The 15,174-nt window shown below is 64.7% G+C and carries 14 protein-coding genes; 4 read left to right on the top strand and 10 right to left on the bottom strand.

The genetic code is table 11. The annotated features are described in order from the left end of the window. Window positions 1-66: 66 nt before the first annotated feature. Both QPK31_RS09425 and QPK31_RS09420 read right to left on the bottom strand, forming a co-directional pair. Window positions 67-1,395, bottom strand: a complete 1,329-nt coding sequence (locus QPK31_RS09425) for a hypothetical protein (protein ID WP_290422675.1) — start codon at window positions 1,393-1,395, stop codon at window positions 67-69. A gap of 33 nt (window positions 1,396-1,428) precedes the next feature. Then, the gene (locus QPK31_RS09420) at window positions 1,429-1,905 is read right to left on the bottom strand and encodes a hypothetical protein (protein WP_290422674.1); all 477 of its coding nucleotides are present in this window, start codon (window positions 1,903-1,905) and stop codon (window positions 1,429-1,431) included. Between the two features lie 618 nt (window positions 1,906-2,523). Here QPK31_RS09420 and QPK31_RS09415 point away from each other — a divergent pair. Genes QPK31_RS09415 through QPK31_RS09400 form a run of 4 tightly spaced genes read left to right on the top strand, consistent with a single transcriptional unit; the run spans window position 2,524 to window position 7,139 of the window. After that, window positions 2,524-4,221: a PAS domain-containing methyl-accepting chemotaxis protein gene (locus QPK31_RS09415; protein WP_290422673.1), complete on the top strand. Its 1,698-nt coding sequence runs from the start codon at window positions 2,524-2,526 to the stop codon at window positions 4,219-4,221. Window positions 4,222-4,225: 4 nt separating this feature from the next. Then, on the top strand, window positions 4,226-5,056 hold the full coding sequence (locus tag QPK31_RS09410) for a protein-glutamate O-methyltransferase CheR (protein WP_290422672.1): 831 nt from the start codon (window positions 4,226-4,228) through the stop codon (window positions 5,054-5,056). Continuing rightward, window positions 5,053-5,544 (top strand): chemotaxis protein CheD, encoded by a 492-nt coding sequence (locus tag QPK31_RS09405; RefSeq protein ID WP_290422671.1) that lies wholly within the window; start codon window positions 5,053-5,055, stop codon window positions 5,542-5,544. The genes QPK31_RS09410 and QPK31_RS09405 overlap by 4 nt, the downstream gene beginning before the upstream one ends. Beyond that, window positions 5,541-7,139: a chemotaxis protein CheW gene (locus tag QPK31_RS09400; RefSeq protein WP_290422670.1), complete on the top strand. Its 1,599-nt coding sequence runs from the start codon at window positions 5,541-5,543 to the stop codon at window positions 7,137-7,139. Before QPK31_RS09405 ends, QPK31_RS09400 begins: the two co-directional genes overlap by 4 nt. A gap of 94 nt (window positions 7,140-7,233) precedes the next feature. On the opposite strand, the gene QPK31_RS09395 is transcribed toward QPK31_RS09400, so the two are convergent. From QPK31_RS09395 to lpdA, 8 genes are all read right to left on the bottom strand, one after another. After that, window positions 7,234-7,755, bottom strand: coding sequence for a DUF6622 family protein (locus QPK31_RS09395; RefSeq protein WP_290422669.1), 522 nt, complete (start codon window positions 7,753-7,755; stop codon window positions 7,234-7,236). A gap of 221 nt (window positions 7,756-7,976) precedes the next feature. Beyond that, complete coding sequence (gene kefC / locus QPK31_RS09390) at window positions 7,977-9,785, bottom strand: glutathione-regulated potassium-efflux system protein KefC (RefSeq protein ID WP_290422668.1); 1,809 nt, start codon at window positions 9,783-9,785, stop codon at window positions 7,977-7,979. Then, window positions 9,775-10,329 (bottom strand): NAD(P)H-dependent oxidoreductase, encoded by a 555-nt coding sequence (locus tag QPK31_RS09385; protein ID WP_290422667.1) that lies wholly within the window; start codon window positions 10,327-10,329, stop codon window positions 9,775-9,777. The genes kefC and QPK31_RS09385 overlap by 11 nt, the downstream gene beginning before the upstream one ends. Window positions 10,330-10,472: 143 nt before the next feature. Further along, complete coding sequence (locus QPK31_RS09380) at window positions 10,473-10,976, bottom strand: porin family protein (protein ID WP_290422666.1); 504 nt, start codon at window positions 10,974-10,976, stop codon at window positions 10,473-10,475. Window positions 10,977-11,185: 209 nt separating this feature from the next. Next, window positions 11,186-11,782, bottom strand: a complete 597-nt coding sequence (locus QPK31_RS09375; protein WP_290422665.1) for a PEP-CTERM sorting domain-containing protein — start codon at window positions 11,780-11,782, stop codon at window positions 11,186-11,188. A gap of 347 nt (window positions 11,783-12,129) precedes the next feature. Beyond that, window positions 12,130-12,645 (bottom strand): outer membrane beta-barrel protein, encoded by a 516-nt coding sequence (locus tag QPK31_RS09370; RefSeq protein WP_290422664.1) that lies wholly within the window; start codon window positions 12,643-12,645, stop codon window positions 12,130-12,132. Between the two features lie 386 nt (window positions 12,646-13,031). After that, window positions 13,032-13,553, bottom strand: a complete 522-nt coding sequence (locus QPK31_RS09365) for a porin family protein (protein ID WP_290422663.1) — start codon at window positions 13,551-13,553, stop codon at window positions 13,032-13,034. A gap of 223 nt (window positions 13,554-13,776) precedes the next feature. Beyond that, window positions 13,777-15,174, bottom strand: coding sequence for a dihydrolipoyl dehydrogenase (gene lpdA, locus QPK31_RS09360; protein ID WP_290422662.1), 1,398 nt, complete (start codon window positions 15,172-15,174; stop codon window positions 13,777-13,779).

Below are 15,174 nucleotides of genomic sequence, written 5' to 3'. Positions count from 1 at the left end.
TTGCTGGCGGTGGACAGGGCGTTTCTTGTTAATTACTTGGTGTGTTGTTGGCGAATGCCGGGGGTGTTACTGCGAGATCTTGACGCCGAAGGTCATCGTCGACGACTGGCCCGGCGTCATCGTGCCGATGGTGGCCGACAGGGTGCCCAGCAGGTTGACGATCGGTGCCACCACCGAACCGGTGGTGCTGCCCGGTGCCGAGTGGAAGGTGGTGTAGGCCGGGATCGTGTCGCGGATCACCAGGGTATTCACGTCGGTCGCGCCGGTGTTGGTGGCGGTGATTTCGTAGCGGATGCAGGCGCCCGGCACCGCACCGGTGGTGATGTTGTCGGCGCTGAAGGCGGTATCCGGCGTGCCATCGCAGGTCTTGTCCAGGGCTTGCTTCTTGCTCAGGGTCACTTGCACGGCTTCGTTGACGATGTTCACGGCCTGGTGGATGGTGTCGCCCACGTTGGTCGTGCCCGACAGGGCGCGGAAGTACAGCTGGGTGGTCGACGGGGTGGCGCCGGCGGCAACCGTGACGTCGGCATACACCAGGCGGTAGGCGCCGCTGTTGACGGTGGCGTTGTTGATGGTGTTGCCGAAGGCATCCTTGAACACCACGGTCCAGCCGCTCGGCAGGTCGGTGTTGGCGAAGGTCGCGCTGGTGCTGGCGGCCAGGTTGAAGGTTTCGTTGCTGCCGCCGGCATTGTTCAGGTACAGGGTGAAGCGGGTGGTCGCGCCGGCGGTGGTGGTGTTGGTGATCACGGCGTTCGGTTCCGCGCCGGCGCCTGCGCCTGCCGCGCCGTTGCCCGAGGCGTTGGCGGTGATATCCATCAGCGCCGAGGCGGTGACGGTGGTGGTGTCCTTGCTGGTCGCAGTCACTTGCGGGTTGAAGGTGCTGGTGGCGGTGACGGTCAGCTCGTTGTTGGTGCCCGCGGCGGCGTTCGCCGGCAGGGTTGCCACGGCAACGAAGCGGAAGGTTTCGCCGGCCGGCAGGCTGCCGGTGCTGGTGATCGGGGTGTTGTTGTCGGCGATGCCGTCGCCGTTGGCGTCGGCGTAGAACACGACGTTGGCCATGGCGAAGTTACCGCCGTTGGTCGAGCTCAGGGTGAAGGTGTCCGCGCCGTTGCCGGTGTTGGTGATGCTGTGCGAGTACACGACCTGGGCGCTGGCGGCGGCATTCTTGGCCGAGCCGTCGCCCATGTCGGCGCTGCCGACCTGCTGCACGACGGTGGTGACGATGTTCGACACGGCGGTATGGCCGCGCAGCAGCGAGTCGAGGTAGGAGGCGCTGGCCTGGTTGGTGATCTCGGTGCCGGCGGCGGTGGTCGCCGCATGCGCGCCCTGGGAAGCGAGCACGAGCATGGTTGCCGCGAGCGACAGGCGTGCAGGAGCATTGAAACGAAGTTTCATCTTGTTATTCCTTTTAAAAACAGAGGTTTATGTTTACTTGGAAGCGCTGTTCAGGCGCATGCGGGACTTCACGGTCGCTGCCTGGCCGGGGGGCAAATCGCCCAGGTCCCAGCGCAGGAAGCGGTATTCGGTTGCAGGAACGGTTTCGGTGACTTTCTTGCCTTCGCGCACTACTTCACGCTTCAGGGGCACGGCGGCGTAGGTCTTGCCATCCAGGCTGGCTTCGACCTTGGCCGGGGAGGCCGTGTCGGGCAGGTAAGCCATTCCGCCTGCCGGGACCGGCAACACAGCCTTGGTCTGTTTTGCCGCGGTGCTGCCGTTGTTGCGGTAGGTCACCTGGTATTCGATGGTGTCGCCTGGGTTGGCGCGGGTGGTCGGGACCAGCTTGACTTCCTTGGCCGTATTAACAACCTGGAAAGCTTGCAGGGTGACATCGACATCGCCCGAAGCGGCGAATGCCGAGCTCAGTTGAAAAAGGCAGAGTGCCAGGAAGAGAAAGACGCGTTCCACAATTGCTCCGGTATCGAGAGCCGCCCGCTGGAAAAGGCCCGGGTGGCGAAGGCCGGTCACGGCTGCTGACTTTACTGAATTGCCCTGACGCAACGCATATTACTGAATTTACCGATTTGGTGCAAAGACTTTTTTTCCTCAGAGAATGATTGTTGCTGTGTTGCACGGGCATGGTGGACGAGAGGTACGCGAGCACCCTTTATAAAGGCGGCTTGTGCACCTTCCTTGGTCGGCGGCCCATTGTCTGCACGGGGCCTTGGCCCGTGCTTGCCTATCGCCCGGCTGTGGAAAATTCGGAACGGAAGAAGGGGCCGACCACGCCGACCCAAAGCTCAGCAATATTAAATTTGGTTTCGCTGCGACTTCCGGTTACACACCTGGCGGGTGCTCAGCTGCAGAAAATTTGGTGCCAATTCGCCAAAATCGGCGGCGTGTCAAGTGTTTGTTGTCTTCTGGCAACACCTCAGCATCATTTCGGTATTTTCCGATTTGCCGGATTTACTGATTCGTTGATTTGCGGCATCATACGTTCCGCTGACCAAGAAAGACCGTCAGCCCGTCTCCGGCACACAGGGTGCCGCAGCTCCTTGCTCCTAACACGCTCTTAACAGGTCAGCCATGCAAATCAACCAACAGGAATCCCAGAACGCCGTGCACGAACTGCAAGCCATCCACAGCGCACTCAACCGCGCCCAGGCCGTCATCGAATTCACCCTCGACGGCTATATCACCCATGCCAACGAGAATTTCCTCGCCGTCATGGGTTACACCCTGGAAGAAGTGGTCGGCCAGCACCATTCGATGTTCTGCGAGCCGTCGTTCGAGCAGTCGGCGGCGTATGTGGATTTCTGGGCCGACCTGGCCTCGGGCAAGATCGAGCGCGCCGAGTACAAGCGCATCGGCAAGGGTGGGCGTGAAGTCTGGATCAATGCCTCCTACAACCCGGTGCTCGACGCCGAAGGCCGCGTCCACAAGATCGTCAAGTTCGCCACCGACGTGACCGCCGAGAAAGCCCGCACCGCCGAGCTGGCCGGCCTGGTCGACGCCATGCAAAAGGCGCAAGCCGTGGTCGAGTTCGACATGGATGGCCTGCTGGTCAATGCCAACGAGAATTTCCTGAACCTGATGGGCTACGCCATTGACGACGTGCGCGGCGAACACCACCGCGTGTTCTGCGACGACGACTATGCCGCCAGCCTGGCCTACCGCAAGTTCTGGCAAAAGCTGAACCGCGGTGAGTTCGACTGCGGCCGCTACCGCCGCCTCGGCAACAACGGCAAGGTGGTCTGGATCCAGGCCACCTACAATCCCATTCTCGACCTGAACGGCAACCCGGTGAAGGTGGTCAAGTTCGCCACCGACATCACCGAGCAGGTGCTGCTGGAGCAGGGCTGCGCCGCGCGTGCCGAAGCCGAACAGCGCAAGGTGGCCGTGCTGCTCGACCTGGTGGCGCGCGCCGCCGACGGCGACCTGACCGGCGAGACCGTCGTCGTCGGCGACGAGCCGCTCGACCAGCTCTCGCGCGGCGTGATGAAAATGATTGCCGATTTGCGCGGCGTGATCGGCGAGGTGGTGGGAGCCGCCGGCAAGCTGTCCGGTTCCTCGCGCACCATCGCCGACCGCTCGAACGTGGTGGCCGCCAGCGCCCAGGCGCTCGGCGCCACCGTCGAGGAAATGAACGCCTCGGTCGACGGCCTGACCGCCTCGATCGGCTCGATCGCCCGCAGCACCACGGACGCCAACGCCCTGGCGCAAGCCACCCGCAACGAAGCGGAAGTGGGCGCCAAGGCGGTGGCCAAGACCATCGAGGCGATGGGCCTGATCAACCAGTCCTCGGAAGACATCGGCGAAATCGTGAAGGTAATCGGCGAAATCGCCAGCCAGACCAACATGCTGGCCTTTAACGCGGCGATCGAGGCGGCGCGCGCCGGCGAACACGGCCTGGGCTTCTCGGTCGTGGCCGACGAAGTGCGTAAACTCGCCGAGCGCTCCTCGCAGGCGACCAAGGAAATCTCGAAGCTGATCAACGAATCGGTGCGCCGCGTGGTGCAGGGCAGCGACATCTCGCGCCAGGCCAGCGATGCCTTCGACCGCATCGCCTCGGGCGTGGAAAAGACCTCGCTGGCGATCTCCGACATCTCGCGCAGCGCCGACGAGCAGTCGCTGACCGCCAAGGAAGTGGCCGCCGCCATCTCCTACATCGCCCAGGAAACCGAGCGTTCCGCCGGCTCCTGCGACAGCATCGCCCGCTCGACCGAAGGCCTGAACGAGAACGCCGAGCAGCTGAACCGCATCGTTTCCAGCTTCGTGGTGTAAGGACATGCCGGAACAAACCGACCTGAACCCGCTGGAATTCGCCGCACTGGCCGGGCTGGTGCGCGAGCACACCGGCATCGCCATGCATGAGCACAAGCGTGTGCTGCTCCAGGGCCGCCTGCTGCCGCGCATGCGCACGCTGGGTCTCGCGCGCTACCGCGACTATATCGAGCGCGTGCGTGCCGACCGCTCGGAGCTGCAGCCCTTCATCAATCTGGTGACGACCAACGACACGGCCTTCTTCCGCACCCCGGCCGTGTGGGACTACCTGGAACGCGACTTCCTGCCGGCCTGGCTGGCGGGCAACCCGGGCTGCACCCTGCGCATCTGGTCGGCTGCCGCCGCCAGCGGCGAGGAAGCCTACTCGATGGCGATGCTGTGCAGCGAATTCGCGGAGCGCAACCGCGGCTTCAGGTTCGCCATCCAAGCCACCGACATCGACACCGGCGTGCTGGCCGCCGCCGCCGCCGGCTACTACGAGGGCCGCTCGGCCGAGCGCTTCGGCGCCAGTCGTCCCGAGCTGGTGCGCAAGTACTTCCGCAGCGAAGGGGCGGGCATCCGCGCCATTCCCGAACTGCGCGCCACGGTGCGCTTCGGCGAGCACCAGCTGCTGGCGCCATGGCGCCAGGGCGCCCAGTTCGACCTGGTCCTGCTGCGCAATGTGCTGATCTATTTCGACGAAGCGACCCAGGAGCGCGTGCTGCACAGCGTGCGCGCCGCCATGGCGCCACAGGCGCGCCTGATCCTGGGCGAGCAGGAATCGATCACGCGTATCGCCACCCCTTTCGACTTTGAACAAACCCACGTCTACCGCATCCGCCAAGGCCAAGCATGAACCTGAACACGATCGAACAAACCCGTCACGTTTTTGCCGGCCAGATGCAGATTGGCGCCGGCGAGCAGGTCCTGACCGCGCTGCTCGGCTCCTGCGTGGGCATCGGCATGATCTGGCGTAACGGCCGCCGCTGCGCGCTGGCGCACTGCCTGCTGCCGGAAACCGATGTCGCGACGCCGGAACTGGGCGCGCGCTACGTCAGCGACGCCGTGCCGCGCATGCTGCGCGAACTCGGCGTGCGCCGCGAGCAGTACGACGAAGTGGAAGTGGTGGTTGCCGGCGGCGCCAGCATGCTGGCCGCGCTGCGCGGCGCCGAGCCGATCGGCCGCCGCAACGTGGCCGCCGCACGCGAACACCTGACCCGGCGCGGCCTGCGCGTGCGCTACGAGGACGTCGGTGGCCACCAGGGCCGCCGCATCAGCATCGACTGCGACAGCCACAGCTACTCGGTGGTCGGCATCGGCCGTACGCCAGGGGTGCTGCAATGATGCCGGCACTGGGGCATGAAGCGGCTGCCATCGAACCGGCGCTCGATCCGAAACAGGCATTGGCCGCCATGAACGCCGCCCGCGCCCAGGCCGCCCGCGTGCTGCTTGAGGCCGCCGGCATGGAGTTGTACGGCACCTTCCTGCTCGCCGGCCAGGAGTTCGCGCTGCCGGCGCTGGCGATTCGCGAAGTGGTGAACCTGCCGGAACGGATCACCGCGATCCCGCTGTCGCCAGGCTACCTGGAAGGCATCTTCACCCTGCGCGGCGCCGCGATCCCGGTGCTGAACCTGGGCCGCATCTTCGACGCCTCGGCTCCCGGCGTGGCCGAGGGCCAGCGCATCGCCATCCTCGACCACGACGGCGTGCAGGTCGGCCTGCTGTTCGACGCCACCGGCGAAGTGCTGCGTGTGCGTCCCGAGCAGCGCAGCAGCGTGCAGTATGGGGAAAGTACAGGCGCCGCTGCCGTGATCAACGGCGCCATCCTGCTCGACGAAGGCCGGCGCCTGGTGCAGGTGCTCGATGCGAACGCCCTGATCCGCGTGGAGAATGTTCCTCAGGTGCGTTCGCTGGCCGGCGCCGCCCGCAGCGCCGAGCGCGCGCGCTTCCTGCGCCAGGCCGAGGGCCACAAGGGCATCACCTTCCGCGCCGGCGCCATGACCTTCGCACTGCCGATGCTGGCGATCCAGGAAATCATCCGCGTCCCGGAAATCAAGGCTTCGGTCATGCTCAGCCAGCTGTGCAGGGGCTGGATCAATTTGCGCGGCAAGGCCGTCGGCGTGGTCGACTTCGGCGTGCTGCTGCAGTGCGCCGCGCCCGCCGAGGGCGACGACGCACGCCGCATCCTGATCGTGCGCATGGGCGAGGACCTGCTCGGCCTGCTGGTCGATTCGGTCAACGACGTGCGCTCCTACTTCGACAGCGACATCCTGCCGATCCCGATGCTGGGTACGCGCCGCGCCGGCATGTTCCGCGGCTGCCTGCCGCATCCCGACGGCAAGGACGCGCTGTTCCTGGCGCCGGAACACATCTTCACCCAGGGCGAAGTCGCCGAGATCTGCGCCGGCCACCGCCGCCTGTACGGCGACGAAGCGGCCGCCGCCAGCCGCGCCGCATCCAGCGTGACGCGGCGCCAGGTCTACCTGGCGTTCTCGCTGGGCTCCAGCTGGGCCGCCGACATCAGCCAGGTGCGCGAGATCGTGCCCTTCGGCGCGATCGCCCTGCGCCCGCCGGGCATGCCGGAATGCGTGGAAGGCATGATGCAGCTGCGCCAGCAGATGGTCTGCGTGGTCGACCTGCGCCGCCTGTACGGCATGCCGGCCTTGGATGACCTGTCGGAGCGCAAGATCCTGATCCTCGAGCACGAGGGCGAGAGCTTCGGCCTGGTGGTGGACGGCGTGGACAGCATCATGACGGTATCGGACCGCCAGCGCCGCCCGTCGCCGAAGCTGACCCGCAACGACGGCGTGGCCGGCGACATGCGGCGCGACCTGAACGAGGTGCTGGAGGTGCCGGACGAGGGCGGCGTGGAACGCGTGATCTGCCTGTTCGACAAGGAACGTTTCGCGGCGACGCTGCGCGAGCAGCTGGGCGGCTGACCGGCGCCAGCGCCTCCAGCGCGTAGGGTGGGTTCTTGAACCCACCGGTATGGACCGGAACATCACGCAGGTGGGTTCGAGAACCCACCCAACCTCATGCCGCGACGGCCGCGTTTTTCGCCACGCCGCCAGCGGCCGCCCGCACATCCACCACATCGCGCAGCAGCCTGCCGAAGAACCAGCCATTCGCGCCGCCCATCAGGGCGCAGGCCACGGCGGTCACGGCAGCGCCATGCAGCAGCGCCGGCGCCGTCACCAGCAGCACCGTCGTCACGTACTTGACGACAAAGATCAGCAGCATCAACAGCAGCGGCATCGCACTGCCACCCACGCGCACCCGGCCCGGCGCCGCGCCGGCCGCAATCCGCGTACCGCCCAGCGACCACACAGCCCACATCGCCGCCGCCACGGCCAGCCCCCAGGCGCCCAGCGGCAATCCTTCCAGGCCGAATTTGCGTGCGATATCGAGCAGCGCAACCGGCAGCATGATGGCGGGAATGACGAACAGCTTCCCGAGCGTCGTCTCGCGCGCGCGCAGGGCGATCACGCCGCGCGCGACGACCAGCGCCAGGATCAGCCAGACGTAGGCAGGAGTATGGGTCAGCAGGTGGTTCATGGCAGGCTCCGCAAAGTGGGTTAAGTTGCCGCCACTTTGCCACCCGCCCGTCCCGTCAACCTGGCCATGCGACGAAATGCACCCCAACAGCGCCAACTGCAGCCCAGCCGCGCCAGTTGTAAAACCACAACGGGGGTCAGGTCTGACATTCGGACACGGCCTCGGCCGTAGCCGCGTTACGGGTGAGCTCGTGTCCGAATGTCAGACCTGACCCCGGCTGTTCAGTCCCAGCCTTTGTCGGTTTCGTTGTCGATGTTCTTCAAGTCGCGGGCGAACATGTCGTTGAGTTCGTCGCGGGCGCGCTTGGCGAGCGAGACGTACTGTTCGCGGTCCTTGTAGTAGGGATAGACGGCGTCCACGCTGGCGCGGTTGTGCTCGCGGAACTTGAGCATGGCTTCGCGTGCGCGGTAGGCGCCGAAGCCGAGCTGGTGCAGCACACGCCGCCCCAGCTGCAGGGCCGATTCGAAGGTCTCGCGCTCGATGATGGTCACGCCGCGGTCCATCAGCTGGTACAGGTGGGTCACGTTGCGGGCGCGTGCCAGAATGGGCAGGTCGGGGAAGTTCTCGCGCACGGCGTCGGCCAGGGCCAGGCTGTCGTCGATGTCGTCGATGGCCAGCACCAGGGCGCGCGCCTTGGCGGCGCCGGCGGCGGTGAGCAGGTCGATGCGGGTCGCGTCCCCATAAAACACCTTGAAGCCGAAGCGGCGCAGCAGCTCGATCTGGTCGGGGTCGTGGTCCAGGATCGTCAGTTTCACGCGGTTCGCGTTCAGCAGGCGCCCGATGATCTGGCCGAAGCGCCCGAAGCCGGCGATGATGACGTGGTCCTCGTTGTCGTCGATGGCGTCCGGCTCGCGCTTGTTCTGGCCGCGGTAGCGCGGCTCCAGCACCTTGTCGTGGAACAGCAGCAGGAGCGGCGTCGAGACCATCGACAGCGCCACCACCGCCACCAGCATCGACCCGGTTTCCGGCGCGAACACGCGCGCCGTGGCGGCCGCGCCGAACACGACGAAGGCGAATTCTCCGCCCTGCGAGAGCAGGAAGGCGAACAGCCAGCGCTGCCCGCGCGCGATGCCGAAGCGGAAGGACAGCAGGAACAGCACCGCCAGCTTGATGGCCAGGAAGCCCAGCACCAGGCCCAGGATCAGCAGGGGTTTCGACAGGAACACGCCGAAGTCGACCGACATCCCGACCGCGATGAAGAACAGCCCGAGCAGCAGCCCCTTGAACGGCTCGAGGTCGGTTTCCAGTGCATGACGGTATTCGGAGTCGGCCAGCAGCACGCCGGCCATGAAGGCGCCCAGGGCCATCGACATGCCGACCCACTGCATCAGGAGCGAAATGGCGATCACCAGCAGCAGGGCAAAGGCGGTGAAGATCTCGCGCATGCCCGCCTTGGCGATGATGCGCAGGGCGGGGCGCACCAGGTAGCGTCCGCCGACCACGACGCCGGCGATGACGGCCGCCAGGCGCGCCGCGTTCTGCCAGCCGCCGGCGCCGTGCGCTGCGTCCGCCGCCGCCACGCCTAGCACCGGCACCAGGGCGATCATCGGGATCGCGGCGATGTCCTGGAACAGCAGCAGGGCGAAGCCGGCCTGGCCGGCGGGCGTGCCCATCAAATTGCGTTCGCCCAGCGTGGCCAGGGCGATGGCGGTGGACGACAGCGACAGGCCGAGCGCCGCGATCAGGCTCACATGCCAGTCGATCCCGAGCAGCAGGGCCGCGCCGAACAAGGCCGCGGCCACGCCCAGCACCTGGGCCGTGCCCCAGCCGAAGATCTGGCGGCGCAGCGACCACAGGCGCTCGGGCTCGAGCTCCAGGCCGATCAGGAACAACAGCAGCACCACGCCGAATTCCGAGAAGTGCAGGATGGTCTCGACGTCGCCGATCAGGCCCAGGCCCCAAGGCCCGATCGCCATGCCCGCCAGCAGGTAGCCGAGCACCGCGCCCAGGCCCAGGCGTTTGGCGAGCGGCACCGCGACCACGGCGGCGGCCAGATAGACCAGGGCGTTCGACAGCAGGTTATGCTCCATCGTCTTGTCCTTCCAGAAAGGCCAGCAGGCGCGCACGGAAGGCGGCCACGTGGGCATCCACCGCCGCTTCGTCGGCGCTGTTGGCGCCGTGCAGGACATGGGGTTCCAGCCAGTGCATGCCGCACAGGGCGGCGGTCTGGCGGAAGGGCGGCAGGAAGGCGTCGAAGGCATGGCCATGGCGTTCGCCCCCGGCATAGGCATCGAGCGCGCTGCCGGCGGTGATGGCCAGCAGGTAGCCCTTGCCGCGCAGGGCAGTGGCGCCGGGGCCGTAGGCCCAGCCGGGCTGCAGTACGGCATCGACCCATTCCTTCAGCAGGGAGGGCATGCTGTACCAGCGCAAAGGGTGGAGGAGGACGACCAGCCCGGCCTGTTCGACCAGCGCCTGTTCGCGGGCCACGTCGATGAAGAAGTCGGGACAGGTTTCGTAGAGATCGTGCAGCAGCACGCCGTCGAGCGCACGCGCGGCATCGGCCAGGCGGCGGTTGATGCGCGAGCGGTGCGGCGCAGGATGGGCGTAGAGCACCAGGATGCGGTGATTGGACATGGGAGCGGAGTAATGGTGTTGTCCAAATTGTACAGCTGCCCCGGTCCTGGCGTGGGCCATCGGCGTGGACATAAAAAAACCGGGCTGCACTGGCAGCCCGGTTTTCTGGAATGCCCCGGCAAGGCGCCGGGCACTAGCCGCCCTTAGAAGGCGTAAGCGACGCCGACGACCAGCTTGGTAATGTCGGTGTCAGGCTTCTGCACTTCCAGGCGGGCGCTGACGAGCGGGCTGAAGGTATAGCCCAGGCCCATGCCGTACAGGGCGTTGGTCGAGTGGTCTTTCGACTTGATGCCGTCGAACTTGACTTCGCCGTTGACACGGTTGTAGCCGACGCGGCCGAGCAGGCTGAAGCCGTTCGACAGCGGCACGGTGCCGACCAGCGAAACGTCGATCTGGTCCAGGGTGGTGGCGGCGCGGTAGCCGTCGAAGTTGACGTGGGTGTCGGCCAGGCGGTGGTAGCCGCCTTCGACAGCGACGTTCTCGTTCAGCTTGTAGCCGATGAAGGCGCCGTAGCCGCCCTTGTCGTCGAAGCCGTCGACCTTGGTCGAGGAGACGTCGACACCGGCGTAGAACGGGGTTGGTGCGGCTGCGAAGGAAACCGACGATGCGGCGACGAGGGCTGCTGCGACTGCGAATTTCTTGAACATGTTTTGTTGCCTTTTCTTGCGGTAAAACGGAAAGGGCCGAAACGCCATGTTTCGGCCGGGGCCGGATTATCGCACGAACGTATTTTTCCTGCTGGCAAGGCTAAACTTTCTGCGGTGAAGCGCTGTTGGAGCCAACTTAACGATGGGCTGGCGGGACTGTAAACGAACAAAGGCGCCTGAGGCGCCTTTGCTGGAAAACTTGATACAGATCAGGCAGTTACGGCTGCCGACGCCTTGCCGGCACGGCGGCGACGGCCAGCGAAGCCCATCAGCATCGCACCGCCGCCCAGCAGCAGGGCGGTGGCCGGTTCCGGCACATCCACGGGGTCGGCTTGCGGGGTGTACTCGAAGGTGATGGTGCCGAAGTTCCAGCGGCCGTCCGGATTCACGCCGAAATCGTCGAAGTCTTCGAAGAACTCGAGGCGCAGGATGCCATCGTTGCCGACGAAGAAGTCCAGGCCGAGGTCCACCAGGTTGGCGGAACCGGAATACGAGGTGGTGCCGGCGAACCAGTCGCCAATGCCTGGATTGAAGAAGATGCCTGCCGTGCCTTTCGAGTTGGTGATCGACAGGCCCAGCTCTTCCAGCCAGCTTGGGCGGTAAGCGGTGACGTTGATGTCGTAACTGATGCCGGTGAGATGGGAATTCTCACCGATAAACTGGTTGATGATGGAGTTGGCCGGATCGCCGATTTCGCCATAGCTGTTGACGCCACCGATATCGACGGTGATCTGTGCAGCGAACAGCGAAGAAGAAGCGAGCAGGGTCAGGCCAGCGAGCACAGCTTTCAGGGCATTCAGGGACATGTTGATCTCCGGTTAGTGTGGACCCTTCGTGTTTGCAAGGAGCGTGCCATGGATGAAATATTTACATAAGCCATTGATTCCAATTGGAAAAATTTACGTATATCAATATACTTTTTGTAATACTGTAAAATTTCCTGACAGTCATATTGCATAACCGGTGCCAGCGTATTGTCAGGTCATCCAGACCGAATGGAAGCTGTTTATTCACATCCATCCGCTGGAACAAGACAATCTATATCCCGCTTTGCAGCTAGCTAGGTTAAAGCCTTCCAACATAAAAGAAAAAGCCCCGGAATACGGCTGTATTCCGGGGCTCGTCTTATCCGGACCAGCCGGAAGCGTTCAACTTAGAAGTTGTAAGCGACGCCGACAGCAACCTTGGTGATCTCGCTGTGTGGCTTCTGCACTTCGATACGGCCGGTGATGGCTGGAGCGAAGGTGTAAGCCAGGCCCAGGCCGTACACGGCCTTGTTCAGGTCGTCCGAACCCGAACCGCTTTCGCCATCGACGCTCAGGCGCACTTTGGCCTTGATCTGGTTGTAGCCCAGGCGGCCGTATACGCTGAAGCCGTTGCTCAGCGGCTGGGTGCCGATCAGCGAGATGCTGGTCTGCTCGAAGGTTGCCTTGCCGCGGACTTCGCCGGCGGTTTCCTTGTACTCGGCCAGCTGGCTCCAGCCGGCTTCGACGGCGAAGTTCTGGTTGAAGTTGTAGCCGAAGTAGACGCCGGCGCCTTCGTCACGCTTGAAGCCGTCGATCTTGGTCGAAGCGACTTCGCCGCCGACGTAGAATTGCGGCGCTTGTTGGGCGAATGCCGACGACGAAGCGATAACCAGTGCTGCTACAGCTGCGATTTTCTTGAACATGACAGTTTTTCTTTCTCGAATAGTTACACGGCTCTAATATTGCCGTCGAGAATCATTATGACATATTGTCGTGTCAGTTACAAATGAAAGACAGTTTTATTAAATACATATGTCATAAAAAGAGACACATGCATGTATAAGATTGTGCGTGCAAAGACGGATTCGGGAATGAATATGCCCCTGGCATGGTAAATATCGGAAATCGCAAATCGGTGCCTGCAGACGGATAGCGCCATTTCCTGTCGTACCGCAACAGCCTTTATCGGCAGATGAATCGGGCAAAATAAAATGCGAGAATGTGTGGAATTCAATTCTCACACATTCTCGCATTACGTATTCATTGCCTTGCTTATTCCGGCCATGCGTCGTGGCCGGGAATTGGCTGCTTAGAAGTTAAAGCCGACGCCCACCGCCACCTTGGTGATGTCGCTATGCGGTTTCTGCACTTCCAGGCGGCCCGCGATTTGCGGCGAGAAGGCATAGGACAGGCCCAGGCCATACAGCACCTTGTCTTCCGAATCCGATTCCGACACGGTCACGTTGCCGGCACGTGCCGATGCCTTGATCTTCAGGTGGTTGTAGCCGAGGCGGCCATACACGCCGAAGCCATTGCTCAGCGGCAGGGTGCCGATCAGCGAGATGTCGGTCTGGTCGAACTTGGCCTTGGCGCGCGCGTCCAGGTCCCAGTAGTAGAGGTCGGCTTCGGCCAGGCGGTGCCAGCCGGCTTCGACGGCGAGGTTGGGGCTGAAGGTGTAGCCGACGAAGACGCCGCCGCCGCCTTCGCGGTCCGCGCCTTCGATCTTGGTCGAGGAGGCGTCGACGCCGGCGTACCACTGTGGCGCCTGCTGGGCGGAAGCCGCCGCGGAGGCGATGACGAGTGCTGCGGCAAATGCGATTTTCTTGAACATGGTGTGTGATCTCTCGTATGGGATGAATGAACGGCGCAGCGCGCCGCCACGAACGATTAACCCACGTCGTGCGCTGATCGGGCAGCCAGGACGAATGGGATTGACGTTATGCCACATATTGGTGCATGGAGATCACACGGTTGGGCAAAAATGTAGTGCAAAAACGACAGCGCGAGAGGAGGCCGATGGCCCGCTCCCGCGCTGTCGTTAGCCTGAAGCTTGCTCAGATGTGCAAGGCGTGGCCCAGGGCGCGCAGTGCCGCTTCCTGCACCGCCTCACCCAGGGTCGGGTGGGCGTGGATGGTGCCGGCGATATCTTCCAGCGTGGCGCCGAGTTCGATCGACTGGCCAAAGGCCGCCGACAGTTCCGACACGCCGCGTCCTACCGCCTGCCAGCCGAGGATCAGGTGGTTGTCGCGCCGCGCGACCACGCGCACGAAACCGTCGGTCGACTCGATCGTCATGGCGCGGCCGTTGGCGGCGAACGGGAAGTTGGCGCTGATGGCGTCGAAACCCGCCTTTTCCGCTTCGCCCGGCGACAGGCCGACCACCACGACTTCCGGATCGGTGAAGCAGACGGCAGGAATCGCGTTCGGCGTGAAATGGCGGCGCTTGCCGGCGATGATCTCTGCCACCATCTCGCCTTGCGCCATGGCGCGGTGCGCCAGCATCGGTTCGCCGGCCAGGTCGCCGATGGCCCAGACATTGCGCATCGAGGTGCGGCACTGGTCGTCGATCCTCACGGCGCGGCCGTTCATGTCGAGCTGCAGCGATTCCAGGCCCCAGCCGCCGGTGCGCGGGCGGCGGCCGACGGCCACCAGCACGCGGTCGCAGGAGAGCAGGGTTTCCTCGCCATTGGCTTCGCGCACGCGCACGCCGTCGCCGCCGGCGTTCAGGCCCAGCACCGAGGTGCCCAGGCGCAGGTCGATGCCGAGGCGCTTGATGGCCGCGCCCACCGGTTTCGTGAGTTCCGCGTCGTAGGCCGGCAGGATGCGGTCGGCCGCTTCCACCACCGTCACTTCCGCGCCCAGCTTGCGGTAGGCGGTGCCGAGTTCCAGGCCGATGTAGCCGGCGCCGACCACCACCAGCTGCTGCGGCACCGTGCCTGGGGACAGCGCTTCGGTCGACGAGACCACCATGCCGCCATAGGGCATGAAGGGCAGTTCGACGGCCTCGGAACCGGCAGCCAGCAGCAGGTGCTCGCAGCGGATGCGCACCAGCTCGCCGTCCGCCTGTTTGACTTCAACCGTCTTGCCGTCGAGGATGCGGGCGAAGCCGTTGATTACCTGCACGTCGTTTTTCTTGAGCAGGGCGCCGACGCCGCCGGTCAGGCGTTTCACGATGCCGTCTTTCCACTGCACCGTGCGGGCCAGGTCGATGCTCGGCGCGCTGGCCGAGATGCCGATGGCCGACCCGCTGGCGTAGTGCTGGGCCTTGTCGAATTCCTCGGCGGCGTGGATCAGGGCCTTCGAGGGAATGCAGCCGATGTTCAGGCAGGTGCCGCCCAGTTGCGCGGCTTCGACCACGATGGTCTTGATGCCCAGCTGGCCGGCGCGGATGGCGGCCACGTAGCCGCCCGGGCCGCCGCCGATCACCAGCAGGGTTGTGGAGATTGGATTCAT

Origin of the sequence: Massilia sp. YIM B02769, assembly GCF_030411995.1 — a bacterium.
In the GTDB taxonomy this organism is placed as follows: domain Bacteria; phylum Pseudomonadota; class Gammaproteobacteria; order Burkholderiales; family Burkholderiaceae_D; genus Telluria.
The sequence above is the reverse complement of the archived record's forward strand: the minus strand, read 5'-3'. Positions and strand labels throughout refer to the sequence as shown.

Excerpts from the sequence above, each read along its gene's own strand:
- QPK31_RS09425 (WP_290422675.1), bottom strand. The coding sequence starts at position 1,395 with ATGAAACTTCGTTTCAATGCTCCTGCACGCCTGTCGCTCGCGGCAACC.
- QPK31_RS09415 (WP_290422673.1), top strand. The coding sequence starts at position 2,524 with ATGCAAATCAACCAACAGGAATCCCAGAACGCCGTGCACGAACTGCAA.
- QPK31_RS09410 (WP_290422672.1), top strand. The coding sequence starts at position 4,226 with ATGCCGGAACAAACCGACCTGAACCCGCTGGAATTCGCCGCACTGGCC.
- QPK31_RS09405 (WP_290422671.1), top strand. The coding sequence starts at position 5,053 with ATGAACCTGAACACGATCGAACAAACCCGTCACGTTTTTGCCGGCCAG.
- QPK31_RS09400 (WP_290422670.1), top strand. The coding sequence starts at position 5,541 with ATGATGCCGGCACTGGGGCATGAAGCGGCTGCCATCGAACCGGCGCTC.
- QPK31_RS09395 (WP_290422669.1), bottom strand. The coding sequence starts at position 7,755 with ATGAACCACCTGCTGACCCATACTCCTGCCTACGTCTGGCTGATCCTG.
- kefC (WP_290422668.1), bottom strand. The coding sequence starts at position 9,785 with ATGGAGCATAACCTGCTGTCGAACGCCCTGGTCTATCTGGCCGCCGCC.
- QPK31_RS09385 (WP_290422667.1), bottom strand. The coding sequence starts at position 10,329 with ATGTCCAATCACCGCATCCTGGTGCTCTACGCCCATCCTGCGCCGCAC.
- QPK31_RS09380 (WP_290422666.1), bottom strand. The coding sequence starts at position 10,976 with ATGTTCAAGAAATTCGCAGTCGCAGCAGCCCTCGTCGCCGCATCGTCG.
- QPK31_RS09375 (WP_290422665.1), bottom strand. The coding sequence starts at position 11,782 with ATGTCCCTGAATGCCCTGAAAGCTGTGCTCGCTGGCCTGACCCTGCTC.
- QPK31_RS09370 (WP_290422664.1), bottom strand. The coding sequence starts at position 12,645 with ATGTTCAAGAAAATCGCAGCTGTAGCAGCACTGGTTATCGCTTCGTCG.
- QPK31_RS09365 (WP_290422663.1), bottom strand. The coding sequence starts at position 13,553 with ATGTTCAAGAAAATCGCATTTGCCGCAGCACTCGTCATCGCCTCCGCG.
- lpdA (WP_290422662.1), bottom strand. The coding sequence starts at position 15,174 with ATGAATCCAATCTCCACAACCCTGCTGGTGATCGGCGGCGGCCCGGGC.